Annotated in this window: 15 protein-coding genes; 6 read left to right on the plus strand and 9 right to left on the minus strand. The window is 67.0% G+C overall.

Going from position 1 to position 25893, the window contains the following annotated elements:
- Positions 1-64: 64 nt before the first annotated feature.
- The 6 genes from ABZ795_RS06810 to ABZ795_RS06835 all read right to left on the minus strand — a co-directional run bounded on the left by ABZ795_RS06810 (position 65) and on the right by ABZ795_RS06835 (position 11650).
- Positions 65-733, minus strand: a complete 669-nt coding sequence (locus ABZ795_RS06810; protein WP_357529510.1) for a hypothetical protein — start codon at positions 731-733, stop codon at positions 65-67.
- Positions 730-3354, minus strand: coding sequence for an FtsK/SpoIIIE domain-containing protein (locus tag ABZ795_RS06815; protein WP_357529512.1), 2625 nt, complete (start codon positions 3352-3354; stop codon positions 730-732). The genes ABZ795_RS06810 and ABZ795_RS06815 overlap by 4 nt, the downstream gene beginning before the upstream one ends.
- A 181-nt stretch (positions 3355-3535) precedes the next feature.
- Positions 3536-6751, minus strand: a complete 3216-nt coding sequence (locus tag ABZ795_RS06820; protein WP_357529514.1) for a type I restriction endonuclease subunit R — start codon at positions 6749-6751, stop codon at positions 3536-3538.
- Between the two features lie 30 nt (positions 6752-6781).
- The gene (locus tag ABZ795_RS06825; RefSeq protein ID WP_357529516.1) at positions 6782-7984 is read right to left on the minus strand and encodes a restriction endonuclease subunit S; all 1203 of its coding nucleotides are present in this window, start codon (positions 7982-7984) and stop codon (positions 6782-6784) included.
- The gene (locus ABZ795_RS06830) at positions 7977-9593 is read right to left on the minus strand and encodes a class I SAM-dependent DNA methyltransferase (RefSeq protein ID WP_357529518.1); all 1617 of its coding nucleotides are present in this window, start codon (positions 9591-9593) and stop codon (positions 7977-7979) included. The genes ABZ795_RS06825 and ABZ795_RS06830 overlap by 8 nt, the downstream gene beginning before the upstream one ends.
- Positions 9594-9613: 20 nt before the next feature.
- Positions 9614-11650 (minus strand): SAM-dependent DNA methyltransferase, encoded by a 2037-nt coding sequence (locus tag ABZ795_RS06835; protein WP_357529520.1) that lies wholly within the window; start codon positions 11648-11650, stop codon positions 9614-9616.
- A gap of 148 nt (positions 11651-11798) precedes the next feature.
- Between ABZ795_RS06835 and ABZ795_RS06840 the strand changes: the two genes are divergently transcribed.
- The 6 genes from ABZ795_RS06840 to ABZ795_RS06865 all read left to right on the plus strand — a co-directional run bounded on the left by ABZ795_RS06840 (position 11799) and on the right by ABZ795_RS06865 (position 22352).
- Positions 11799-14207: an AAA family ATPase gene (locus tag ABZ795_RS06840; RefSeq protein ID WP_357529522.1), complete on the plus strand. Its 2409-nt coding sequence runs from the start codon at positions 11799-11801 to the stop codon at positions 14205-14207.
- The gene (locus tag ABZ795_RS06845; protein WP_357529523.1) at positions 14204-14578 is read left to right on the plus strand and encodes a hypothetical protein; all 375 of its coding nucleotides are present in this window, start codon (positions 14204-14206) and stop codon (positions 14576-14578) included. The genes ABZ795_RS06840 and ABZ795_RS06845 overlap by 4 nt, the downstream gene beginning before the upstream one ends.
- A gap of 14 nt (positions 14579-14592) precedes the next feature.
- A complete protein-coding gene (locus tag ABZ795_RS06850; RefSeq protein WP_357529525.1) occupies positions 14593-15072 on the plus strand; it encodes a hypothetical protein in 480 nt (159 codons plus the stop codon).
- Between the two features lie 338 nt (positions 15073-15410).
- A complete protein-coding gene (locus ABZ795_RS06855) occupies positions 15411-19469 on the plus strand; it encodes an AAA domain-containing protein (protein ID WP_357529527.1) in 4059 nt (1352 codons plus the stop codon).
- Entirely contained in the window at positions 19466-20302 is an 837-nt protein-coding gene (locus ABZ795_RS06860) for a hypothetical protein (RefSeq protein ID WP_357529529.1), read from the plus strand. The genes ABZ795_RS06855 and ABZ795_RS06860 overlap by 4 nt, the downstream gene beginning before the upstream one ends.
- A gap of 223 nt (positions 20303-20525) precedes the next feature.
- On the plus strand, positions 20526-22352 hold the full coding sequence (locus ABZ795_RS06865) for a hypothetical protein (RefSeq protein WP_357529531.1): 1827 nt from the start codon (positions 20526-20528) through the stop codon (positions 22350-22352).
- A gap of 97 nt (positions 22353-22449) precedes the next feature.
- Here the strand turns inward: ABZ795_RS06865 and ABZ795_RS06870 are convergent, their stop codons facing one another.
- The 3 genes from ABZ795_RS06870 to ABZ795_RS06880 all read right to left on the minus strand — a co-directional run bounded on the left by ABZ795_RS06870 (position 22450) and on the right by ABZ795_RS06880 (position 25836).
- On the minus strand, positions 22450-23172 hold the full coding sequence (locus ABZ795_RS06870; RefSeq protein ID WP_357529532.1) for a DUF2637 domain-containing protein: 723 nt from the start codon (positions 23170-23172) through the stop codon (positions 22450-22452).
- A complete protein-coding gene (locus ABZ795_RS06875; RefSeq protein WP_357529534.1) occupies positions 23169-23561 on the minus strand; it encodes a hypothetical protein in 393 nt (130 codons plus the stop codon). Before ABZ795_RS06875 ends, ABZ795_RS06870 begins: the two co-directional genes overlap by 4 nt.
- Before the next feature lie 769 nt (positions 23562-24330).
- Positions 24331-25836: a restriction endonuclease gene (locus tag ABZ795_RS06880; protein ID WP_357529536.1), complete on the minus strand. Its 1506-nt coding sequence runs from the start codon at positions 25834-25836 to the stop codon at positions 24331-24333.
- Between the last annotated feature and the right edge of the window lie 57 nt (positions 25837-25893).

Consider the following 25893-nt stretch of genomic DNA (forward strand, 5'->3'; position numbering starts at 1 on the left):
GATGTTCCTCCCCTGGGTCGTGGTGTCCAACGCCCCGCCACCGGTAGCGGGTGCGTCTGCGGGTTCAGCCTCGGGTCGCGGCGATGAAGATGAACCACAAGATCGGCATGCCGACAAAACAGATCACTCCGCCGACGCGGACGGACCGGGTGCCCCCTCCGCCGATGCGCGGCTGACCGACGAGGCTGATGGTGAGGTAGCCGGCGAAGAATGCCAGCGCGGGCAGCCCACACAGGGACCAGGGCACGAGTTGCCAAGGGATGCGGCCGAGGTCGGCGTCGGGGCTGACGGCGAACATCAGCAGTGACGCGAGGGTACCGAGGGTCGCTGCGGCGGTGTAGACGAGAGCGTTGCGGGCCAGCGGCGTGAATCCGGGCAGCAGTGGTGGTTGCGCGGCCTGCCGGTGGGCGTGCTCAGCGGCGGTGTCGGCCGCATCGGCGGCTGCGGCGGCCCGGCGCAGGGCTTCGGCCGGGTCAGGGACCGGGCTGGGGGCGATGCCGCCGATGTGCGGCTCGGGCAGGCGCAGCGTGGCGGCGAGCTGGTGGAGGTGTTGTCGTTGGACGGCGAGACGGTGGGTGATCTGGTCGAGGGCTGCCTGACCGCTGCGGCTCGCTGCGGCCCGCTGCTCGGCTCGCGAGCGTTCGTCCTGGAGCAGGGCGGCGAGGCGGCGGGCGTGGTCGGTGTAGGTGGCCCAGCCGCCGTCGCGGGGCATCGGGGTGACGGGGTCGGTCATGCGAGGTCGTCGATCTGGTCGAGGGTGCCGGGGCGGACGTAGGGGACGATGAGGGTGCGGCGGTTGTCGTTGCGGTCGATCAGCAGGGCCCGGTTGGGTCGGGACTGCCACTCGGAGGCGTAGTCGCCGAGCAGGGAGCCGATGTCGTTGCTGGGCAGGTTGAGCGCGACGAGGCAGGCGACCTCGCCGCCGCCGGTGGGGCCGAGGTCGTCGTTGAAGCGGCTCAGGGTGCGCCACCAGCCGAGCAGGTGCACGCCGTGGCCGGGACCGTTGGCCAGCACGGCCCGCAGGTCGTCGTGCCCCGAGCGGTAGGTGGTCGGGTCGCTGGCCGCGAGGAGGTTGCTCGTGGCGTCGGCGCCGAACACCACCAGGTACGTCGCCTGCCCGCCGCCAGGTTCGGACTGCTGGGCCAGGTCGACCAGGTGCGCCCGGTACTGCATGGAGGTGATCGTTTCGCAGGGGTGGCCGGCTGCGGTGATCGCCTCGACGGCGGCGTCGGCCGCCTCGTCTGCAGCGGCGACAAGCGGCGCGACGAGGAAACGGGCGGTGCCAGGGGCGTGCTGGCGGGCCAGGCTGACCGAGGCCGCGCACAGAACGTCGGCTCCGACCGGGGAGGTGCCGAGCACTGCCAGATGGCTGCCCGGAGTGGCGTCGAGAGTGAACCCGGCGGTCGGCAGTCCGACGTCGACGGCGCGGCCTACCAGGGCCCGCCGCCGACGCACGTCCGGGGAAAGGCCGGCGAAGGTGGGATCGGCGTCGGGATGCTGCTCGGCGTAGCCGGCGAACACCGCGGGTGGCGCGTCGCCCGGCGGTCGAGCGTTCCACAGCAGGTGCCGCTGCGCGGTCACCGACGCGGCATCGGCGTTCGGGAAGCGGATCACGCGGTTCGCTCCCGCTATCCCTGCCGCGGCGTTGACGACTGCCGCGCCGATCGGCAGGTTGTCCGCGCCGTCATTGAGCTGGTCGAGGATCCCGCCGCCGCCAGCGAGCGCGACCCGCAGCGGAAACTGCCCGAAGATCGACTCAGTCTTGGCGAACAGCGCCTCCACCCCCGAGATCGTCTGCGACGCCAAAACCAGGTGGATGCCGTACGAGCGGCCCTTACGCGCCAGCTCCTCCAGCAGCGCCACCGCCTGCCGGGCCACCGCGTCGTTGCCTTCGAACAGCACATGGAACTCGTCGATCACCGCCACCAGCCGCGGCATCGCCACATCCGGCCGCCCGGCACGAAGGTCGGCCAGCTTCGTCACCCCGGCCCGCTTCAGCTCCGTCGCCCGCCGGGTCATCTCCCGCGACAACGTGCGCAACACCGCCAGCCCGTACTCCCGGTCGGACTCGATGCCCACCGTGCGGGCGTGCGGGATCCACGACGGGTCCACCGCCGTCGGCGTGAACTCCGCGAACGACACCCCCTCCTTGAAATCCAGCAGATACAGGCCCAACTCGTCCGGCGAGTAGCGCGAGGCTAAGCCGTAGAGCACGTCCAGCAGGAACACGGTCTTGCCCGACCCGGTACGACCACCCACCAACCAGTGCGGCGTCGCATCATCCAGCGCCAGCACGCACTCGGCGCGGCCCTCCCGACCCACCACGGTCCGCAGCCCGCCGACCGACGACTCCTGCCAAATCTCCGCCGGCATCAGCGCCGCGAAGTCCGTCGAAGCCTGCACCCGCGCGGCTTTCGCCAACCTGCGACAGACGGCCTCGACCAGATCGTCCGGCGGGCCGCCGTCCAGCCGCATCGGCACCGCCAAGCCGGTGCCGTCATCACTGAACCGGTACGGACCCGGCGGGTCAGAGACCCGGAATAGCCCTCCACCGACCGCCGTCAGATGTGTCGTCCGTTCTAATCGAGGCGCCGCCTCCAGCCCCGGGTGTTGCGGCGGCGGATAGCCGGCCACCAGCAAGAACACCCCTGCGGCAGGACCGGCGTGCGCGATTGCCGCCAACCGCGACCACTCCGTACGTCCGGCACCCTGCGGCAGTGCCGCGACACCCAGCAGCAGCACCGACGGGTCCGTCTCACCGCCCTGGACGCGCTCGATCCGCTCCTCCGCCTCCGCGAGCACCTGGTGGAAACCCGGAAGGTCGATCGCGGGTCGCCGCCACGCCTCCGCCTCGACCATTGCGCGGAACGGACCGAACACCGCACCGAGAGTCGCCCCGTCCACGGCCGCAACCCGAAGCGCGCCGTCCGGCAACGCCGCCAGCACTCGAAGCAGCAGGCCGCGCAGCCAGCGCGCTACGGACGGATCGCGGGCGTCGCTGTCGACCGTCAGATGACCGGCACCCACGAACGGTACGACGACACCGAAGACGCTGCCGGCGACCGGTGACGCCTCACCCAGCCGCACAGCAAGCGGGCGACCCAATGCCGCATCGACACCTGTCGGAAGGCTGGCGGCGGCAGCTTCCAACCGGCAACCGAGCCAGCCCAGCGTCAGTCCCTCGGCCATTCGCTGCATACCGGCAGCGAAACGCCGAGTATCTTCGCTGGCCTGCGCAGAGACGCCGTCCGGCCCGGCACCAACGCGCAACCGCACACGGGCGGCCTCCGCATGCGACACCGCTTCTCGATGGGCCGTCACCGCCCGGCTGAAGGCCGACGCCACCGACTCCATGCCAACGTCTCCCCAGGACCGATGGACCGCGATCTCTGGCGCCGACCCTATCCAACGACACCACCCGCAGTCAGCCCCGTATTGCTCAGCGTGCTGAGCGATGCTGGTGAGGTGGCCTCTGGCAGGGCGAGGACACGCGTAAGCCATCGCACCACCGGCAGGGGTAGCCGGCCGCAGCCTGTCACCGCTGGGCGGCCTGCCCTCCCGGAGTCCACTCGTTGGCGAAGGTCTCCATCTGGCGGATGACCAGGTCGACGGCGGCGCGTTCGTGGTCCGGCGGATAGTCGTAGCGGGCCAGGAGGCGGCGGATGTGGCTGCGCAGCTTGGCGCGTACCGGTTCTCGGGAGAACCAGTCCACCGTGATCGACGACTGGATCGACTTGACCAACTGCCGGGCGATCTCCGCCAGGGTGCCGACACCCATGAGCTCCGTGGCCGCGCCGTTCTGCGCGACGGCGTCGTAGAAGGCCAGTTCGGCGTGGTTGAGCGGAGGGTCAAACTGCTGGCCGCGCCGGGCGTCCGCAGACACCTGCTTGGCCAGCTCAACCAGCTCGACGATTAGCTGCGCGCTAGTCAGCTGCTGGCGCATGTAGCGGTTCATCAGGTCTTCGAGCTGGGCGGAGAAGCGCTCCTGCCGCACGACGTTGTGCTTGGTGACCTCACGCATCTTCCGCTCGATCAGGCGACGGAGAGCGGAGGCGGCCAGGTGCGGAGTGTCAGAGTTCTGTAGGCGCTGCAGGGCAACCGCGTTGAGCTCGGTGATGTCGAGCTTGCCGAGGCCCGCCTCCTCGTAGATGTCGGTGATGTCGGCGGCGTCAACCACCTCGGCGGCGAGCTGGGAGAGGTAGCGCTCAACCTGGGCCGTGTTGGGCAGGCCCTTGGCCTCCCGGTCGGCGGCCTCTTCTTTGACGATCCAGACCCGGACGTCCCGGAAGAAGTGAATGTCTCGGCGCAGGCGCTGGATGTCGCCGGCACGGTCGACGAAGTCGCGGCTGGTGGCGCAAAGCGTGTAGAACCGCTCCAGCCTGCCCGCCGAGTCGCGGAAACGCTGGTGCAGCGGCTTCGTGCCGGGCTCGACATCGTTGCCGGGTGTCCGCGGGTCGCGCAGGAAGTTTGCGACTTTTCGTACCGCCCGAAGCCAGCGGGTCGGGTTCTTCTCGTCGTCGAGGATTGCCCGCCACTTCACCGTGGCCAACATTGCCTCGATGACGGAGATCTCGTTGTGCACCTCGCTGATCGCCCGGTCGATCTCTCTGCCGAGGGTCTGGTCTTCCTGGTCGCTTTGGGTGTATTCGGTGAGCGCTTTTCGAAGGTTCTCGGTCAGCGGGGCGTAGCCGACCAGCAGCCCATCCTGCTTGTCCCGGAAGCGGCGGTTGACCCGGGCGAGCGCCTGCATGAGGTTGGCGCCCTTCATCGGCCGGTCCATGTACATGGTGTGGATCGGCGGCGCGTCGTAGCCCGTGAGCAGCATCGAGTGCACGATGAGCAGCTCTAGCTCGTCGTTTGGGTCCTTGGCGCGAGCCTGGACGGTCCTCTGCTGTGATGGGCGCAGGTGATGCGGGCGTAGTTCCGCCTCGTCGCCTGGCACCCCGTGGAACACGATCTTCATCGTGCCTCTGTCGACGGCCGGGTCTGCCCAGTCGGGCCGCAGATTCTTGATGGCATCGAAGACGCGGACGCAGATCTCCCGGGTCGCACAGACGAGCATCGCCTTGCCCGGCCCGCCGAGCTGCGGTCGCACGAGCTCGCGTCGTTTCTCCCAGTGCTCAACCAGGTCCTTTGCAAGAGTCTCGACCCGGTCAGGAGCCCCGTAGATGGTGTTCATGGTGGCCGCGTATGCCTCGGCCTTACGCCGTTCCGCGTCGTCCAGACTGGCGGTGAGCGTCGCCACCTGATCGTCGATGCTGTCCGGATCGATGTCCGGCGACAGCGACAGCGGGATGATCCGGGGCTCGTGGTAGACCCGTACGGTCGCCTCGTCGTCGACGGCGCGCTTGAGGTCGTACATGTCGACTCTCTCACCGAAGACGGCACGAGTGTTCACTTCGGTGGTGGCGATCGGGGTGCCGGTGAAGGCAATGAACGTGGCATACGGCAGCGCGTCGCGCAGATGCCGAGCGTAGCCGTCCAGGTTGTCGTAGTGGCTACGGTGCGCCTCGTCGACGATCACCAGGACATTGCGCCGGTTGGAAAGCAGCGGATGCGGCCTCCCGGCCTCTCGCTCTTCTCTCGTACGTCCGAACTTCTGCAACGTCGTGAAGATTATGCCGCCTGATTTCCTGTTCAAGAGCTCGTCTCGCAGTTCGGCGCGCGAGTCGACTTGGATGGATTTCTGGCCGAGTAGACCCTGACTGTCCTGGAATGTGTCGTAGAGCTGGTCGTCGAGGTCGGTGCGGTCGGTGAGCACGATGATGGTCGGGTTCTTTAGAGCGGGGTGGCGCGTGGCCAGCGCCGCCGTGCACACCATCTCCTCGGACTTGCCGGAGCCCTGTGTGTGCCAGACGAAGCCTGCCTTTCCGTCGCGCTTCGACGCCCGCACGATGCACTCGACGGCCCGGATAACCGCGAAGTACTGGTGTGCCTTGGCGATCCGCTTGCCTTTCGACGTGAAGTTGACGAACCCGCCCATGAGCTCCAGGAAGCGCCGCTGGTTGAACAGGCCGTAGAGGGCGACGATCAGCGCCTCCGGGCCGTCGCAGTCAGGGCTGGCGGCGTCGACGCGCTCGCCCTCGTCGTCGACGTTCCATGGAGCGAAGTGTTCATACGGGGTGAACGGGGTGCCGTACTTCGCGGTAATGCCGTCGGAGATCAGGCACAGCACGGCATGCCGGAAGGCGAGCGGGAACTCCGCGAGGTAGGTCTGGACCTGAGCGTGCGCTCCGGTGAGGGTAGCGTTCTCGTCGGCAGCGTTCTTCAGCTCAATGATGGCGACTGGCAGGCCGTTGAGGTAGAGCACGATGTCGAAGCGACGCCGGAAGTCGCCGTCAACGATGGTGACCTGGTTGATCGCCCGGTAGACGTTGCGGCCGGGATCGTGCAGGTCGGCCAGGCGCACGGTGGGGTTGTGTTCGGCGCCGAACGAGTCCGTGTAGACGATTGAGCGGATCCCGTGGACCATCCGCTCGTGCGCCGCCCGATTCTCGGCGAACGGCTCCTGGGAGGCCACGTCAGTGGCGGCCCGCACCGCGTCGGCGACAGCCGACGGCGGCAGCTCGCGGTTGAGACGCTCGATCGCCGCCCGTAGGTCCTCGAAAAGCACCAGATCGGCCCAGTCCCGCCGCTGCCCCGATCCAGGCGCGAAGTTCTTCCCGGCCCCGGGCTCCCACCCAAGCTCACCGAGCTGCTCCAGCGCAAGCGCCTCCCAGCCGTCCTCGTTGATTCGTCCGTCCAACTCCATTGCAGCCTCTTCCCCTGGGCCTCTTCCTACCTAAACTGCTGCCCCCACGACCGACTCCGCGTCCTTGACCCGCAAACGCCCCGACATCAGCTCCGGCAACAGCGTGTCTCGCAGGCGCCCGAGCTTCATCGACTCAAGTAAGAGCTGCTCAATGCCGCGATGGAGCGGTGCCAATCGCTCTTCAAGTTTCGGCAGATGTTCCTCGGCAATGGACGGAACGGCGACGTGTTTGAAAGTCTTCATATTCACCGTGGAGAACACGGTGCCGTGCGCAATGCTCAACATTCGGTGGGATGCAGTTCGAATTATGTGGAAAAGGACGCCTGGCGGTACTTTACTGGGGATGAAGGCGTAGCACGACTGGTTGAATGACGAGGGGTTAATTACTCTAGCCACCGCGCCAACAGTTCCGCGAGCCGTTAGTACCACCGACCCGGGGGGGATAGGTTTGGCCCGCGTCCCTCGCGCCGCATCTTCAGTTATATGCTCCTCCGTCGATGCCACCACGCCGAAGGAGCTGCTGGCTACATCTTTTGCGGAGGCCCATGGCACGCTGCCACCCCAGTAGCTGCTGACTGCGCGGTCCGGAGTTGCACCCAAAATCGGGTCTGCAACATCGGCTAGGGGAATCTGCGGGCGCTGACGGGCCGCTTGCTCGAATAGGGCACCGGAGAGTGCGTCCATAGTTCCGGCGATGCGGTCGTTGACCGCAATTTTGTCATCGAGCGCGCCTAGGACGCCGACTACGGCATCTTGTCGGTCAAGAGATGGGATGCGAATCCGCATTCGCTGGAGATCCCCAAGGCTGACGAAGTCGGCCATGTCGGTCTGACCCTTGAGTGCATTAGCCTGAATCCAAAACTCGGCACTCTTGAACCAGTAGTAAAGAAATCGCGACCTCAGCGGGCCGTTAGCGGCAGGGCGGAAGAAGCAAAGTTGAGGGCTGTAGGCGAACGTCGGCCCATTGGGGGGCATCAAGGCCACTCGCCCTACGGTGCCCTTGGTTGTGAGAACAATATCGCCGGGCCTTGAAATCTTGGATCCTTCACCCTGCACATCTTGATTCGACGTGTGGGCCTGAAGCCCGTATTCGATCCTGCCATCCAAAACATCTGCGACACGCAGGATGGGAAGATCGTGCCCGTTCACATTTACGGTCCGGGGCCGTCCCGCGCCGATCTCGATCAGATTCTCGTTGACCAACTCAGAGAAGGTGGTGGTGTAGTCAGGCATCGAGGCGCTCCAGTTGCTGGCGGATGACGCTCTCGAGGTGGGTGGACTCCTCAAAGTGGGTGTACAGCTCCTTCGTGAGGCGGGTGATGCGGTCGGCGAGGGGCTCAGCGTCAATGTCTTGGTCGCTTTCGGGTGCACCCACGTAGCGACCGGGGGTCAGCACGTGTTCATGGGCTGCTACCTCATCGAGCTTCGCGGAGTAGCAGAAGCCGGAAACGTTCTCGTACGTCTGGCCCTTGGCTTTGGCGGATTTGGTCCCACGCCAGGCATGGTAGGTGTCCGCGATCTTGGCAATGTCCTCGTCGGTGAGGATGCGTTCAGTGCGGTCAACCATGGTGCCGAGGGTGCGGGCGTCGATGAAGAGAATTTCCCCGCGCCGGTCGGTCAGTGCCTTCGCGCCCTGCGGGGTCTTGTCCTTGGTCAAGAACCACAGGCAGGCGGGGATAGCGGTGGTGCGGAACAGGTTCGGCGGGAGAGCGACCATGCAGGCCACGAGGTCGGCTTCGACCATCGCGCGGCGGATCTCACCTTCACCGGACTGCTTGGAGGACATCGAGCCGTTGGCGAGGACAACGCCGGCGCTGCCGCGGTCGCCGAGCTTGGAGAGAATGTACTGGAGCCAGGCGTAGTTGGCGTTGCTCTGCGGCGGCACGCCGTAGCGCCAGCGTGGATCCGTCGCTCGGCGCGCCCAGTCGCTCATGTTAAACGGCGGGTTGGCCATGATGAAGTCGGCCCGCATGTCGTGGTGCTTGTCGTCGGCGAACGTGTCAGCCCAGCGGTCGCCAATGCCGACGGGGTCCATGCCGTGGATGGCGAGGTTCATCTTCGCCAGTCGCCAGGTGCGCTCGTTCTTCTCCTGGCCATAGATGGCGATGTCGTGGGTGTGGTCCCGCCCAGCGTGCTCCTCGACGAACTTCTTGGACTGTACGAACATGCCGCCGGATCCGCAGCACGGGTCGTAGACCCGACCCTCGTAGGGCTCCAGCACATCGACGAGGACTCGCACCACGCTAGGCGGCGTATAGAACTCGCCAGCCCGCTTGCCCTCGGCACGGGCGAACTTCTCCAGGAAGTACTCGTACGTCTCACCGAGGACGTCCTTCGCCTCCCGGTTGTCGTGGCCGGTGAAGCGGGCGTCGCTGATTAGATCGAGGAGTTCCTTCAACCGCTTCTGATCGACGTTGTCCCGGTTGAAGATCTTCGGGAGGACGCCGGTCAACGCAGGGTTCTCTCGCATGATCGCGTCCATGGCGTTGTCGAGCAGCTCGCCGACGCCACCGGGCGTGTTCTCCACCAGGTAGCCCCAGCGGGCGGTTTCCGGAACCCAGAAGACGTTCGCGGCGGTGTACTCGTCACGATCGTCCAGGAACTGGGCGTGGCGGTTCTCCGGGATGTCGGAGAGGCTTTTCTTGATCTGGGTGCGGTGTTCGGCGAACGCGTCCGAGACGTACTTGAGGAAGACCAGGCCGAGGACGAACTCCTTGTACTGTGCGGCGTCCATGGAACCGCGCAGCTTGTCGGCGGCCTTCCACAGGATGTCCTGAATCTGCTTGGTGCTGGACACGCCGAACAGCTCGGCCTGTCCGTTAGCGCGTTTACGTGGGGGCACTGTGTGTTCCGTTCTCTCGTTCAGGAGTTCGTACCGTATAAAGTCGTGAGGGTGCCGTCGGCGAACCCGGTCACGACGAGTTCGCGCAACCTCGCCAAGAGGTCGGCCTGCCGCTGCAGCAGATGCTCGCGATCTTCCAGACGGCGCAGCACCTCGTCCAGGCGGGCAGCCTCGTCCTGAGCAAGGTCGGGGATCGTGGCGTCCCGCAGTCGCGGGCCCCGCACCGCACGAGGGCTGCGTGCCATGTTGCGGGCGGTGCCCAGGAGTGCCGCCAGCACTCGGGGGGTGAGCGGGTCGCCAGATGAGATGCGCAGGCCGCTTGCGGGGAACTCGATCACCGAAAAGCCGTCGTCGTCGAGGAGGACGCCGAATCGAGGAACGCTGGTGACCACGACGTCACCAGGTTCGGTGAGGGCGACCTGTGGGTACTGCGCGGCGAGGGTGAGCCGGTCCATCCAACGCCCGGATGACTGGGCGAGTACCTCTGCCGCGCCGATGACCCGATGGTGACCCCGCGGGCCGACATGCTCGGGGTTCAGGCGGTGCCCGGTGAGGAAGCGGACCCGACGAGCCGTTCGTAGCGCCTCGCAAGAAAGCTCCTTCGGCCTGATTCCCTCGCGATGCACCGCTCCGGTGTTCAGGAAGCCATTCTCCTTCCCGTACCGGACGGCCTCTTGCTCAGCATCGGTGAGACGCCCCTCGACCTCGCCGACGAGTGCGGGGCGGTCGGCGGCCAGGCGGGCGCGGAGGGTAACTGACGCTGGTCCGGGCGGCCGGAGCGCGGCAGCCCGACGCAGGTCGAGGCTCTCCAGCGGGACGATTCGGCCGGTCCGAGGGTCGTGGCCGTCGCTGCGGTGCCCCTCGGCGCGCCACAGGAGGATGTCCTCGGCCACTGACTCGACAGTGGTGTGGTCAAGCGCGTGACCGCTGAGGTCGGCGAGTAGCACGCGGCCCTTGGTGGCGGGGATCGGGTCCCGGGTCAGCAGCCACAGGGCAGCGGGATGACCTGGCCTGGCCGGGTAGACGCCGCCCGGCAGTTGCACAACTGCCTCGACGATGCCGCTGCTCAGCAGCGCCGACCGGCGCAACGCCGCTGGCCCGTCTCGTAGTTGGTTGACGAGGCTGCTGGCAGGACCGACGACGATGGCCGTGCGGCCCGGACCGAGCAGATCGGCGATCGCTTCGACCCGGTTGAGGTCGGCGAGAGCGTCTCGACTCTCCGCCGGTTGGTACGGGAGCCTGGTGACGATGAGGTCCGGTTCGGCGAACTCGTCGTTCAGCTCATCGGCGCGCACGTCGAACTGGAACTCGGGCAACTCGGCGAGGAGTAACTGCCGGCGCACCAGGCGGGCGAGTTCCTCGTCGGCGACGACCGCGTTGACTCGTAGATTGTCGCGGTCCTGGTCGCTTAACAGCGCTGTCAATAGGTCGCCTGCGCCCGCGTTGCCGTCGGCGATGGTCAGGGCGCGGTGGCTTCGCAGCCGGGTCGGCACGTCGGCCACCCGACGGATCAAGGCCACCGTCTCTGGGGTGAGTGCATCCGCTGTCAGCTCGGGCCAGCCGAGGCGGTTGGCGGAGCTGAGCAGGAACTGACAGCTGCGCCAGGGGTCGAAGGCTCCCTCGATCAGTTGCTCGACCAGTTGGGCGAGCCCGGCTGGTTCAGGGGCGTCGGCCAGCTCGTGCAGCAGAAACTCGTCTTCGGGATCGAGGCGGCGAGCCAGCGGCAGAGGATCGGCGGGCAGCGCCCGGCCGGTGAGGTGGCGGAGGCAGAGCGCGGCGCCGAGGACGACGATCGTGCGTCGGCCGCCGTGCCGCCGGGCATACACCGCGAGCGTGTGCATGGACCGCTCGGCGCGCAGGGTATCCGGGTCGGCATGGCCGAGCCCGGTCCGGAGTAGCCACGCCACGACAGCGTCTGCAGGAAAGAGAGGTTGGCCGTGGTTGCCCGGCACGTGTGCAGGGAAGTCCGAGTGCCGCCGGCGCCAAGTGGTGACCGCAGGCTTGCTGACCCGCGCGAGCTGCGCGATCTCGCGCTGCGACATCAACTCCGCCTCCATGGCTCACCTCCTCGCTCTGGCGGTCACGGTACGAGTCGTGAAGTTCAAAGACGACCGCAAATCTGTTATCCCGGGATAACAGTGTGTAGGGCAGTGTAAGCGACCAATCTGCGGTTCCCTCGATGCGCCAACGACATCAGGGGGTCTGATGAACGACACGCTCACGCTCTACCAGGAACTCACCGACCGCCTTCAGCGGTCTCAGGTGCCCGGCCCGGTCAGCGACCTGGTTCTTGCCGCCTTCCACGGTGAGCAGGTTCTCGATGCCGTACTGCGAGGTGAGGCCCTTCCGGCGTCGCCCGAACCGGGTGAGACGGGCGACGCCGGGCCGCAGGCATTCCTGGAAGAAGTCCGGGTTGCCGGCTTCCGCGGGATCGGTCAGCAGGTCACGGTCGGCCGGCTGCCCAAGACCGGATTGACCGTGTTCGTGGGCCGCAACGGCTCCGGGAAGTCCAGCATCGCCGAGGCCGTCGAGTACGCGCTGACCGAGGACTCCCTTCGCTGGGCGCAGCGCCCGCCGGCCTTCCGCGAGGGCTGGCGGAACCTGCACCACGACGGTGCATCGGAGATCCGCCTCAGCCTTCGCCTCGACTCCGGCCAGCAGGTGACGACCCACCGCACCTGGCCAGCCGGGGCCACCGATCTGACCTCCGCGACGGTCACCACGACCACGGGCGGCGCCGCGATGCCGCCCGGTCAGGTGCCGCAGTGGATCGGTCAGGCCGCTAGGTTTCGGCCGTTCCTGTCCGCCCGCGACCTCGAACGGGTCATCACCGCGAAGCCGACCGAGCTGTACGACGCGATCGCGCCGATCCTCGGTCTGGGCCCGCTGCGCGATACCGATGCCCGGCTGCAGCAGCGGCGCAAGGTCTACGACGACCGGGCCAAGGCGCTGAAGGCGGCCTTCACCGAGCTGCGCGAACAGCTCGGCCAGATCGACGACGACCGTGCCCGCGAGGCCCTGAGCGCGCTCGGTGCCCGTCCGCTCCGCGCAAACCTGACCCTGCTGGCCGACCTCGCCTGTGGCGACACCGCCACGTCGGAGGAACCTGCAGCGGCAGCCGCCCGGCGGCTCGCCGAGCAGGACTTGCCCGACCTCGGTGGGGCGCTGGTTGCCCTCGCCGAGTCCGCGGCGGCGATGCGTGAGGCGACCGCGACCGACAGCGGCGCCGCGGATCGGAGCGCTCGGCTGCTGCGGGCCGCGCTCGACGTGCACCACGATCGTGGGAACGGCCCTTGCCCGGTGTGCCGCGTCGGGACCCTGGACCAGGACTGGCGTACGCGGGCCGAGGAGGAACTCGCCACGATGGCGGCGGTCGCTGCGGCGGCACGCGCGGCCCAGCAGGCTCACGCGCACGCCCGGCGCACGGTCGATGGGCTGCTCGGCGACATCCACCGGCTGCTGGAACCGGCCGCTGCCACGCTGGCGCCCAACATCCCCGGCGAGAGCGCGGCGATGCGCGAAGCTCTCGCCGGCCTCGGCCCCAATCGGGTCTCCTGGGAGAGTGTCGTCGCGGCGCACACCACCCTCGTGAAGGCGGTGGCCGGCTGGCTCGCCCAGCGTCACGACGCCTGGCGCGAGCCCGGGGCAGCGATCCGCCGGTGGGTCGACGCCGCGGCCATGGTCCGCGCCGAGGCGCCGGCCCTGGCTCTGCTCACCAAGGCTCGTGCGGCTCTCGACACCGCCGAGAAGGCGATCCGTGCCGACCGACTGGGCAGCTTCGCCGCGCAGTCGGACCGGATCTGGCAGAAGCTGCGGCAGGAAAGCAACGTCGAGCTGCGCCGGCTGCGGATGGAAGGGGTGAACAACACCCGCCGGGTCCTGTTCCCCGTAGCCGCCGACGGCGTCGAGACCAGCGCGCTCGCGGTAATGAGCCAGGGTGAGCTGCACGCCCTCGGCCTCGCGGTCTTCCTGCCCCGTGCCTGCGCCGAAACCAGCCCGTACAGGTTCGTGATCATCGACGACCCGGTGCAGAGCATGGACCCCACCAAGATCGACGGCTTGGCCGAGGTGTTGCGGGAGGTCGCCCTGACCCGACAGGTCATCGTGTTCACTCACGACGACCGGCTGCCGGAAGCGATCCGCCGTCTCGACATCGAGGCCGACGTCCGGGAGGTCACCCGCCGCGAGGGCTCGATCGTCGAGGTCCGCAAGGTCTGCGACCCGGCGGACCGCTACCTCGACGATGCCCGCGCCCTGGTCGCCGCGGACATCGCGGACGAGGCAAAGTACCTGATGGTCGCCGGGTTCTGCCGGTCCGCGATCGAGTCGGTGAGTATGGATCGCTACCGGGCCGCCGAGCATCGGCGCGGCACGCCCTACCAGCAGATCCAGGAAGGGCTCAGCCGGGCGCACACCGTCAAGGACCGGCTCAGCCTCGGGCTCTTCGGCCGCCTCGTACCCCGACCGGAGCTCTTCGCTCGTCTCGACCGTGACTACGGCACGCAGGCCACCCGGACGGTCAAAGCGGTGGCGGATGCGGTCCACGGCCACCGGAGCATGCCCGTCCGGGCGATGGTCGCCAATACCGCTGCGCTCGTGGGGCGGTTGCGATGACGACGTCCCTGTACCTCGCCACCGCCGACCGGATGCTCAGCAGCGTCATCCGAGGCACCCGGGGAGCCTGGCCCCGTGCGTGCGCGTGGCTGCTTCGCCACGAACTGGAAGCAGCGATGGACCGGTACTGGGCTCGCGTCTGCCCCGAGATCGGACGGACCCGGGTGCAGCGGCCGAAGCTGCTGCTGCTCGCCCACTACGCCGGCCCCGACCTTGGGCGCCGGGCCAGCTACCTGTGGTGGGCGCTGTCCCGCGCCGGTCACCACCACCACTACGAACTCGGCGTCACCGCAGCCGAGCTGACCCGGCTCCGCGCCGAGCTTCTCGACCTCATCGCGCTCCTTGACCACTCGGAGGCCCCCACATGCTGAAGCGAGATCAGGCCATGCTGATCCTCGGCGTTGAAGCGCTGGCCATCGTCGGCGTCGTCTACTACCTCATCACGCTCGACCTCATCAGCCTCGCCTGGTCGGCGTCGATCGCGATCGCCATCCCGGCCTGGCTGCTCGCCGTGAAGGCGCCGACGACGTGCGGCGTGACCACCCAGAAGGGCGGCCGGTGCGGACGGAAGGTCAACGGGGTGATCTTCGGCTGCGGCCGGTCGAACCACACCTGGGCCAAGTTCTTCGCCCGCTTCGGCTGGCGTCGTCAGCCTGACCCGAGCAACCGGCGGAGCCGGTCCAGCGAGGTGACCGAGGTGACCGAGATGGTGACCGTGAAGATCGCCGAGGACTGGAAGAGCAGCGTGACGTTCTGGCTCGCCCTCACCGCGACGACGTGCGCCCTGGTCAGTGCCACCGTCGATGCCACCAACTTTCTCCGTGCGCAGGAGTCGCCGAAGCCGCCGGTCGCCGTCTCCCGCTGAGCCTGACCTTCTCCATCGATAAATCGAAGATCAAATCCTGGCGAGGACCTCCCGCTACGGCCTCTCCCGCGCCGCGTAGCACCTGTTCGAGTTGGCCTTCAGCCACGTCAAGCTGCACCCCGGCACTGCAACATCTCGGCCTGCTCGATGTGCTGACAAGGCGCGGCGGTACTGAGGCAGGAAAGTGAAGGTTGCTGAGTGGGGTCCCTCCGATGACGTCGGTGTCGGAAATCTGATGCATAGATGAACGTGTCTTGCGCCCTATCCTGGAGGGCTTTGCCTCGGGCCGACGGCCCGGCGGATCAGCACTGGTGTACGTCGACTGACTTGGAGACGAGATGCTGTTGACCCAACCGGATGTACTCCACCTCGTCCAACAGGCCGCCGGCCGGTGGGCAGACCAACTGATCGACTTCGGCCCGCGCAACACGCTGCTCTACTTCAAGGAGCGACAGACCACCACTCTCGATCTCGCCGAGGCGGCTCCAGGCGCGGTCGCCGATCTGCTCCAGGGACAGAAAGTTCGCCTACGGACGCTGTTCCCGGAACAGGACCGGCACAACACGGCCTGCAACACTGCCCGCGGCCTCCGCCGGAAGCTGGTCGAGCTGGAGGAGGAGCAGGGCATCCAGGCCGGTTGGGTGACCCGCGGCCTGCTCTGCATGGTCGGCCAGTACACCCGGGGGTCCGTGCCGATGCAACCGCTGCGGGCGCCGCTGATTCTCCATCAGCTTGCGCTGGACAGCAGGACGGCGACCGAGAACGACTTCACGCTGGAGCTGTCGGAGTCACCCGAGATCAACCCGGTCCTCCTGTACGCGCTGGAGCGGCAGTACGGCGTGGAGACGGATATCAGCGTCCTCGGCGAGAAGCTGAGCGCGATGCTGTCCGAGATCGCTGACCCGGACCAGCAGCTCAGAGCCGCTTACGAGCTGATCGCCAAGGCAGTCGCTCCCAGCGGCCTGTCTCTCCGGCTCGAGCCCGCGGTGGTTGCCGGCGTCTTCAGCTTCGACAAGCTCCCCATGGTCGAGGACCTGCGCAACTCGGCCGAGCTGCTCGCATCACACCCAGTGATCGGCGCAATGGCGGGCGACCGCGACGCTCGGCAACAGCTGCGCACTGCGCAAGCGCAAGGGTCCAGCTCCAGTGCCGATCAGATCGATCCGGCCAAGGAGTTCCTGGTCCACGACGCGGACTCCTCCCAGCAGTCGGCGATCGACGCGGTGCTGTCCGGCCGGCATGTGGTCATCGAGGGCCCGCCCGGCACGGGTAAGAGCCAGACGATCGCGAACATCATCGCGTACATGGCCGCGATGGGTCGTAGCGTGCTGTTCGTCTCCGAGAAGCGGGCTGCCATCGAAGCAGTGATGAATCGCCTTGGCGACGTCGGGCTCGACAACCTGGTGTTCGACCTGCACGACCGCAAGATCAGCAAGCGACAGGTCGCCCAGCGCATCGCCAATGTCCTCACTCAAGCTGGCGCCGAACCACCCGTCGACACGGACGAACTGCACCGCCGCCTGCACAGCCGCCGGGCCGCGGCGAAACGGCACCCGGCCGAGCTGCACGAGGTACGGCAGCCCTGGGGGGTGAGCGCGTTTCAGGTCATCGAGCAGCTCCTCGCGCTTCCGGCTCTCGACGTCAGCGGCTACAACCTGCGCGCGTCCGAGCTGCGGAACCTTGACCGGTCGAGGCTTGAGTCCGCGCGGGAAGACCTTCGGACGTTCGTGGATCGAGGTGGCCTGAGGATCTGGCGCGGAGAGTCGCCGTGGGCGAAGGCCGCCATCCGCAACTCAGACGATGTCGGCAAGGTGCTGGTGCATCTCGACGAACTCGCGGCCGGTGCCCTGCAGGGCGCACAGTGCCAGATCCGGGACTTGGTCGACCGCGCGGGGCTGGACGTACCCGACGACCTCGCTGCGTGGAAGGATCTGTTCGACCTGATCAGCGAGGTCGACCGCACCATCGCCAGCTACGGTGAGCAGGTCTTCGGCCCGGATCTGGACGACTTCGTCTATGCGACAGCACCAGGGCGATCCCGGCCGCGCCGCTCGGAGCCGCTCGGGATCTTCCGCCGGTTCCAACTGCGCCGCGAGCTGCGGCGAACCTGTCCGGCACCTCCCAAGAGCCGATCCGAGATGTATCAGGGCTTGGTCGCCGCGGCGGGCCAGCGTGAGCGGTGGCGGAAGCTCAGCCGTCAGGACAGCGCACCAACTGCTCTGGCGGGCGCCGACCTGTGCATGTCGTCCTTCACGGAGGTGCGTAATCACCTCGCCGCTGTGGCGGCATGTGCCCGGATCGACGGTCTTGAGCGTGGGCCCACCGCCACCGCGGCCAATACGCTCGCCGAGTTGAACGCCGACCGCGAGACGTTGTTCCTGATGCCCGACCTGAACAAACAGCAGCAGATGTTCCGCTCCTTGGGGCTAAAACACATGCTCGATGACCTGGCCCACCGGCAGGTCTCGAGCGACGAGGCAGTCGACACGCTGTTGCGGTCCTGGTTGCAGGTGGTCCTCGACGAGATGCGCATGCGGGTCCCGTACCTCGGTCAGTTCGTCGGGCAGCAGCATGCCGCGGTGGTCCAGGACTTCCGCGCTGCGGACAGCCGGCACATCGAAATGGCCGCCCGGCACGTGCGCCGCAACGTGGCAGTGAACCTGCGGAAGGCCCGAGACGCCCATCCCGACCAGAATGGCCTCGTCCGGCGGGAGGCGGCCAAGAAGAGCCGGCACCTCTCTCTGCGGAAGCTGCTCAGCAGCGCACCGGAGGTGCTCCTCGCCGCATTCCCGTGCTGGGCCATGTCACCACTGGTGGTCAGCCGTATCCTGCCGCCCGAGCGGTCGTTCGACGTGGTGATCTTCGATGAGGCGAGCCAGATCGAGCCGCACGATGCTGTCGCCTCGATCATGCGTGGCACCCAGCTCGTCGTGGCCGGTGACCCGAAGCAGCTCCCACCCACGCCGTTCTTCCGGCGCCTCGTTCAGCAGAGCCCGGCTGGCGAAGACGATGATCTCGGCGACGAGAGCCTTGAGGACTACGAGTCCGTTCTTGACGTCCTCGGTGGGCTCATTTCGGACCGGTACCGCTTGACATGGCACTACCGCAGCCGAGACGAGCGTCTGATCGCGTTCTCGAACGTCGAGATCTACAACCGGTCCCTCGTCACGTTCCCTGGCGTGCAGGTCGACAGCCCGCTGCGTTTGGAGACGGTGGACGGCCGTGTCGCCCCCGGGCAGAGCGGCTCGTCAACGGAGGAGGTCAACCGGACGGTCGAGCTGATTCTCGAGCACGCCGAGCAGCGACCGAACGAGAGCCTTGGCGTCATCACCATGGGCCAGAAGCACGCCCTGCGGATCGAAGCGACCCTGCGCAGCCGACGCCGAGAGCATGAGCACCTCGACGACTTCTTCTCTCAGGACCGGGCCGCGAGCCAGCGGTTCTTCATCAAGAGCCTGGAGAATGTCCAGGGCGACGAGCGGGACGCCATCATCCTGAGTATCGGCTATGCCAAGACCAAAGACGGTCGACTTCCGCTGCGCTTCGGACCGCTCAACCAGGAGGGCGGTGAGCGGCGCCTCAACGTCGCGGTCACCCGAGCGCGGAGTCGGATGACCGTGGTGAGCGCCTTCTCCCACCACGACATGGACCCGAACCAGACCGCGGCGACTCGGAACCGCGGACCCGAACTGCTCCGCCGCTACCTCGAGTTCGTCGACCTCGGCGGCGACCTGGGCGCGCGACAGCATACTGGGGTCGAGCTCAACGGCCTCGAGCGCAGCGTCCTAAAGGCTCTCCAGCAGCAGGGCATCAACGCCGTGCCGCAGTGGGGCGTCTCCGGCTACCGCATCGACCTGGCCCTCGCCCACCCAGACCAGCCCGGCCGCATGGTCCTCGCTGTGGAGACCGACGGTCACTCGTATCACCAGGCACGCAGCGCCCGTGACCGGGACCGGCTACGCCAGCAGCACCTTGAGCGTCTCGGGTGGGAGTTCCACCGCATCTGGTCGACCGACTGGTACGTAGATCCGGCGGGCCAGACAGCCCGGCTCGTGGCCCGCTGGAAGCAGGCGGTCGACCGCGCCAACCACGCCGCGAGGAGCTACCCCGTACCGCCGGCACGCCGGCCCGCTCAGCAACCGACGCCGCCAGCGACCCGCCGTGGCCCCCGGCCCGACGTGCCGATCGGTCTCCGGATCACCGACTACACGCGGGAACAGCTGGTACAGATCTGCACCTGGCTGGTGAGCGACCAGCTCCAGCGTGATCGAGATGAGCGCCTCCAAGAGGCCATGAGCGAACTCGGCTTCCGCAAGCGGGGCTCAATCATCCTCCAGCGCCTGACCGAAGCACTCGACATCGTGCAGCAGCGCGCCGACCGGGAGGTATCCCGATGATTGCCCTCGACCCGCTGACCCTGGAACGCGTCGCCCGCCTGATCTGCGACGTCGATGGTCCCTACGAACGGACCGGCACGCAGGTCGAGCGGTTCCTGCACCGGGTCCGGTGGCCTGGCGATCCGCAGTACGACGGCTCTCCGCGGATCCCCTGGCTGACAGAAGTACTCAATTCCCATGCCGACGATGCCGCCGCCCTCGACCGGCTGCTCTGTCGCATCGGTGATCCGCTGGAGTACGACGGCGGCGTCGAGGCCGCCGACCCGATCACGCAAGAACTGAACCGCATCCTGGCTCCCGAGCAGCTCACCATCACCTACGTCGGCGGGCGCCCCGTGCTCGGTCAGATCAGCCAGAGCAGCGACGTTCCCCTGTACGGACCGCCGCCGGACCTCCACGAGCGGGTGCGACGACTGTCCCCCAACAGCAAGGCGGTCGACATCCTCATGGCGCGCGCCGACGAAGCGTCGATCTGCCAGAACAACGGAGCCTACGCACTGGCGATCATCGGCATCGGCAGCTTCGTCGAAGGCCTGCTGCACTTCGTGGTGACTGACCGCGACGAGACCGTCCGCAGGAGCGGCCTGGTCGACCGGAACGGCCGACGGGTTCGGGCCGAACGAGCGGGCCTTCACCTGCTCCTTGAGTACGCGCACCAACAGAAGTGGGTCCAGACCGACGCCAAGGACTTCATGGAGAAGGTCCGGGACTACCGCAACTTCGTCCACCCCCGCCACCAGATCGATTACGGGCTCGTGCCCGACCTGGACACGGTGCGGATGTGCTGGGCACCTGTACACGCGCTCCTCAACGACCTGGAATCCACACCATGATCAACAGCTCATCTCGGTGACCAGCAAGCAAGCGGATTGACCTCTCCTTGTCCAGATGCCGACCTCGACACCGCCGCTGCTACTCCAGCTTCCGAACCAAGACCAGGTGCTGGAGTAGCAGACGGAGGTCAGCGGGGCCGCATCGAGCGAGTGTGGCGACGCGTTCGGCGCAGCCCTCTCGCCTATAACCCCTCGGGACGGCGCAATGCTCGGTTTCAGGTCTGTGTTCACGACCCACCGCGAACGGAACCATCTGCAGCCACTGGTACGGGAACAACTCGACCGTTGGATCGCGGGCCCCAAGGGCTGGGATCCGTCCGCGCTTCAGGAGAATCGGTGGGCGACCATCGGCGACAACGTCAGGGCCCTCCTACTGCAGCACGAGGGGCAGGATGGATCGACGTCAACGCGCGTACGGATCGCCGAAACGAAGCCGGACGGGCAGTGGATCATCCAACTGACCGTACACTCGCCCAACGCGAGAGAGCGGGCGGCATGGGCCTGGATCGACATCGAATCCCCCGACCCCGACAGCGAGGACCCACGCAGCCGCCCCCGCCTCGCAGGCACACCCCGCTTTCTCGCGCCCATGCTCGAAATCATCGATGCCTGGGACGGTGCCGCACGCCTCACAACGCGACCAATCGTCATCCGCGGCGACGAAGTCGAGGAGGTCCACCGAGCCCTCATCGACACCGAAAGACGAGGTGTCGTCTTCGTCGCCGGCAACGACGACTCGCTGCCTTCAGTCCCATGGACTAACCGGATCGCCAACCTGACGCGGTTCACCATCGGCATGGCCTCGTGCTACGTGCTGGACGGGGAGGCCACACAGTTGCTCAACGACCGGCTCGGCCAGGCCCACGCCGTACTGCCCGGCCGGCTTCGTACCTACCGCTCTCAGGTGCAACCGGACTCCGTCGTCGACGGGCTGCGGCACCGGGTGCTGAGCGCCGAACGGATCGCCGACGACAACGAACAGCCCCGGCTCGCGCGGGTCCTCGCCTCCAACGCCCAACTTCAGGCTCTGGAACAGCCGCTACCCGCATCGGTGGCGCGGGTACACCGGATGCTGGAACGCATCGCCGACGACATGTTGGTGCACCGACTCGGCGACGTCAGTTCGAAGCGGCCATCGCTCGTTCCGTCGCAACCCAAGGCGGCGGCCGTCGAGACGCGAGAAAGTGATCGCCGACAAGATGACGCCAGCGCGCAGCAAGGCATGTTGCTGGACTACCTGAAGATCAAGGTAGGGGTCGATGACCTGACCGTCGACCGGATCGACGAGATCGTGCGTCTGATCGAGGTCGGTCGGTCATCGCAGGAGGCGCAGAAAGACATCGCATCCCGATTCGCGCAACTCCAGGCCGAACTCGATGAGACACAGAAGGCGTATCACGACGTCAAATGGCAGCTGGATGATGAGCAGATCGAGAACCGGGACGCGGTTGAACGCCTGACCCGGGCCGCAGAAACTGAACGGACGCTGCGCCACCGGCTCGCCTCTATGGGGCAAGCAGAGGTGGCCTGGACAGCACAGCCATCGGAAGCGGACGTCTCCCGGCCGGACAGCTTCGGCGAGTTGCTCCGTTGGCTGCCAAGACTCCAGCACGTCGTGTTCACGGGCGATCCTGACTGCGCTGAGGAACTCGACAGCAACGACCCCCTGGGCGCCTGGGCTTCGAAGACCTGGGACGCGATGTTGGTGCTCCAGGACTACGCAGCTGCGAAGGCAGACGGGCGCTGGGCTCGAGACGTGCATGGCTTCCTGGAGAACACTCCAGATGGCTGCCACGAGTGGCCGACGCGACGACACGCCCGTGACGAGAGCGAGGAGGTCCGAACCAACCCGGCGTTCCGGAGGAGGCGACTTCTCCCCGTACCAGCCTCCGTTGTTCAAACGGGCAGGATTTTCATGGGTGCACACTTCAAGATCGTTCAGTTCGCGATGATCAGCCCCCGCATGCACTACTACGACGACACGGCGCAGAGCGGACGGATCTATGTCGGCTACATCGGCCGGCACCTACCGACCGGACAGACGAACTGACGGCCCCGAGGGTAATCGCTGAGCCACGGCGTCGGCGGTTGCGGTATCTACGGCTGGCTCGGGTCGTACACCAGTCAGCTGGTGGCGCGGTAGAGCTTTACCCGCCGCTGGCATTCGGTGGGGGCTTCTCCGCCATAAGGCGTCGGACATGACGTTCGGACACGCCGGCGGCCAGAGCCAGCTCGGCCGGGCTGGCCTGCGGACGCTCGGCCCGCAGCCGGGCTACAACGTCTGCTGTCCGCTCCGCGTGTCCCGTCACCCGCTTGCGTCGTGAGGTTCGCCGTCGGAGGGGCGCCGACACCTGGCTCGTCGCCGGACCGTCGGCGGCCCCAGCCAGCTGCGCCTCCTTCATCTCGGTCACAACCTCCAACGGAAGCGACACCAGTGGCGACGCAGACGCAGCGTCAGAGACAGGCGGCTGGGCGGTGTCTGAAGCTCGGTGGTCGTTGCCCGAGGCCGGCTGCGCTCTCGTCAGCATTTCCACGACCAGCAGCAGCGCCACCGCCGGCCATGCCGCCACGATCCGCGCGCCGAGGCTCGGCTCGGCGGCGGCGATGTTCGCCGCCACACTCGCCGCTACCCCGACCGCGAACGCCGTCCGGGCTGACCAGCGCACCCTCCGACCGGCGCGTTTGTCCTCGACCATGGCCGCCGAAGCGACGACCAACATCCCGTCGACCGACAGCGGAAGTACGTAGGCGACCTCGGGACGCTCACCGAACCTCAACGCCACGGCGACCATGTGACTCCACGACGACCAGGCAGCAATCCCGGCCACCGCCACCGTACTCACGTCTCGAGCGAGCCGGGTCGGCGTCATCGAACCACCCCCGGCCCAAGCCGTTGCTCGATCGCCCGGACCTCGACGGGATCCACGGACAGGCGTCCGCCTATGTCCAGCCGCGTCTGGACATCAGCCCATCGCCGCCACCGCCGGACAACGTCGCTCGCGTCGAGACCGGTAGCTTCCGCGACGTCCGTTAGATCCGCGCCCGCCCACAGGGCGGCGTGGATCATTGAGGGTTGCCAGCGAGTCCACCAGGACACCACCGCGGCGGACAACGCCAGCTCCGCCAGGACGTCATCGAGTCCGGATTCCGGCGTCCGACCGACGGTGTGGTCATGAAGATCGAGAAGGAGTTGGAACGGGTTGATCTCTTCCGCGTCGGCGAATCGCACCGGCGGTTTGGGCGGTCGGGCCGGGTTCATCCGGCGCCGCCCGGTGCCCGTGAGCTGGGCAAAGTCAGCGGTAGCGGGTCACCGGCGATCGTGGCGGTGCGGTTCGCATGGTGGTACCTCCGGCCCACTCTCCCGCATGTCAGCGGCCCTGACCGAGCTTCTGAACGCCGCGATCAGGGCCGGTACAGCAGTAGGTAGTTCACCGGTCCAGCGCGTTGAGCGCGTCACGGGGGGCGGCCAAGCGCCACGGTGCAAGTGTCCGGCAGCGGCAACGTGGCGTCCGAAGCAGCCGTCTTTCGTCTCCTGGTGCAGCAACTCGGCACCGACCCGCTGAAGCTGCCGATCGATAGTCAACTCCCCCTCTAGGTCGACGTCCGCCCAAGTGAGCCCCAACATCTCGCCCTTGCGCAGCCCGGGCACCAGGACCAAGACGTACGCGGCGTAGAGCGGATCGTCTTCGGCGCGAGCCGACTCCAGGAAGCGCCGCGCCTCGTCGCTCGTCCACGCCTTCCGCCTGCGCTTCCGAACCGATGGCAGCTTGACCAGGGATGCGAAGTTTCGGCTGATCAGCCCCTCGTTGATCGCCTGGACAGCAGCGTCCGGAGCACGGGTCCGCAGGTGCGTGACGCTGGTCGGGACGGCAGGTCCTGGCAGCAGCGGCCAAGCGCACAGCGACGACGGTGGGCAAGCTCTGCCGCTCGTCCGTGCCTTCGGCACAGCAATGGCAGGTCCGCCCCACCTCGTCGTCCCGTTCTTGTACAAGCGAAAGTTTTGCGTCCGGTCCGGATGAAGATCGGAGTTATGCCAGGTCTGCCCTGTCCCAGCCTGGCGGAATCCTCTCCAGGCCGATAAGGACGTCCAGGCCGAGGTGTTCTTTCAACATGTGCTTAAGGTTGCGGCCCTCGATGATTTCGATGCGGCCATTTGCGGCGGCGAAGTCGCGGCTCGCCTTGCCCACCCACGATGTAGTGACTAACACACCTTTGGCGGCTCGCTTGTGATCCATCACTCCGGCAAGTGCGTGTACAGCTTCAAGGCCGACGATTTTGCTGTACCGCTTAGCCTGGATGATGCAAAGCCCGCCCACGATTGGATCTTCGTTGACAGCGACACCGTCGACGCCTTCGTCTTTGGACGCCTGCGTCACCCAGGACTTCATTCCAATGCTCTCGAATAGTCGACGGATAAGGTGCTCGAACTCTCCGGGAGAGAGCGTAAGTAGATCCGTCCGGCTATCCAGGCCAGCAACGACGTCCATCTCGTCAACGAACTTGTACTTCGAGAGGTCGAAGGACACTACTGGCCGGACGCCTTCCAGGTCGTACGGATGTGGGGAAACAATGGCGTTCAGGTGACTGCGAAGACACAGCACTGGATCCAACTCTGGCTCATCGAGCTGCACCATGGCGAACTTGTCCCGCTCCGCACCTACGCTCATCAGCAGCGGCCGAATGGCGCGGCCAGTCGCTTTGTCCTTGGTTGTGGCGTAGCCGTTGAAGACGATGCCGGTTACGAGTTCCGAAGGCGTTGCCTCAAAAGCTTCGGATATGGTGCGCAATGTTAGCCGCGCAAGGAGGTCGCCGTAGAGCTTCTTAGTCTCGGGTTCCTTGCGCGGGACGGCAACCATGCCCTTCCCCGTTGTGTAACGGTAGGCAACGATGGTTGGCACGACATCCCGGAGCGGCAGTTCGTACTCGATCAGCAGTTCTCTGGAGGCAGGGTCGTAGTGAGCGGCAGCCTTGCCTGTCAGGCCCTCCGGGTATCGGGACTGGGCGAGTACGTGTTGCAGGCGCTCAACAAACGCGGGTGGTCCGCCGTTCGACAGGGCCGCCGCAAGTTCTAGGGCATACTCGCTGGCTCGCCTGTTTCTCCGGGCCAGCAGCTGGCCGTACTCGGCAACCTTCGTACTGATGGCATCGGTCCGAAATTCGGCCTCTGCGATCTTGCGGGCGTGCGCCTCCCGCTCCGCCAGGCGCTTCACGGCGGACTCCTCCTGCGCCTTTGTACGGGCATCAGCAGCTCGGCGTCGCTCCTCGGTGCGTTCGCGCTGGACAGCTTCCCGGGCTGCCTTCGCCGCCGCCTGGTCGGCGAGACGTTTCTCCTGCAATTGATGCCTTAAGCGCGCTGCCTCGGCTTTCTTCGCCGCAGCCTCCGCTTGCTTTGCCTCCCGGCGCGCCTCCGCTTCCTGACGCTTTTGCTCGGCAATCAGCTCACGGTGCCAGCGTGCCTCTGCTTGCGCCTGCAACTTCTTGGCCTGCTTGCGGGCGTCGAGCATCTGAGCAATCAGGCCCTTACGTCGCGCCATACGTCCTCCGAAGCTCCACCAGAGACAGACACGACCGTAACCCACCGACAACGCAGT

The organism is Micromonospora sp. NPDC047134, from assembly GCF_040643455.1.
Taxonomy (GTDB): Bacteria; Actinomycetota; Actinomycetes; order Mycobacteriales; family Micromonosporaceae; genus Micromonospora.

Coding starts and splice junctions, on each gene's coding strand:
- ABZ795_RS06875 (WP_357529534.1), bottom strand. CDS start 23,561: ATGAACCCGGCCCGACCGCCCAAACCGCCGGTGCGATTCGCCGACGCG.
- ABZ795_RS06845 (WP_357529523.1), top strand. CDS start 14,204: ATGACGACGTCCCTGTACCTCGCCACCGCCGACCGGATGCTCAGCAGC.
- ABZ795_RS06850 (WP_357529525.1), top strand. CDS start 14,593: ATGCTGATCCTCGGCGTTGAAGCGCTGGCCATCGTCGGCGTCGTCTAC.
- ABZ795_RS06820 (WP_357529514.1), bottom strand. CDS start 6,751: ATGGAGTTGGACGGACGAATCAACGAGGACGGCTGGGAGGCGCTTGCG.
- ABZ795_RS06860 (WP_357529529.1), top strand. CDS start 19,466: ATGATTGCCCTCGACCCGCTGACCCTGGAACGCGTCGCCCGCCTGATC.
- ABZ795_RS06835 (WP_357529520.1), bottom strand. CDS start 11,650: ATGGAGGCGGAGTTGATGTCGCAGCGCGAGATCGCGCAGCTCGCGCGG.
- ABZ795_RS06815 (WP_357529512.1), bottom strand. CDS start 3,354: ATGGAGTCGGTGGCGTCGGCCTTCAGCCGGGCGGTGACGGCCCATCGA.
- ABZ795_RS06810 (WP_357529510.1), bottom strand. CDS start 733: ATGACCGACCCCGTCACCCCGATGCCCCGCGACGGCGGCTGGGCCACC.
- ABZ795_RS06855 (WP_357529527.1), top strand. CDS start 15,411: ATGCTGTTGACCCAACCGGATGTACTCCACCTCGTCCAACAGGCCGCC.
- ABZ795_RS06825 (WP_357529516.1), bottom strand. CDS start 7,984: ATGCCTGACTACACCACCACCTTCTCTGAGTTGGTCAACGAGAATCTG.
- ABZ795_RS06870 (WP_357529532.1), bottom strand. CDS start 23,172: ATGACGCCGACCCGGCTCGCTCGAGACGTGAGTACGGTGGCGGTGGCC.
- ABZ795_RS06880 (WP_357529536.1), bottom strand. CDS start 25,836: ATGGCGCGACGTAAGGGCCTGATTGCTCAGATGCTCGACGCCCGCAAG.
- ABZ795_RS06840 (WP_357529522.1), top strand. CDS start 11,799: ATGAACGACACGCTCACGCTCTACCAGGAACTCACCGACCGCCTTCAG.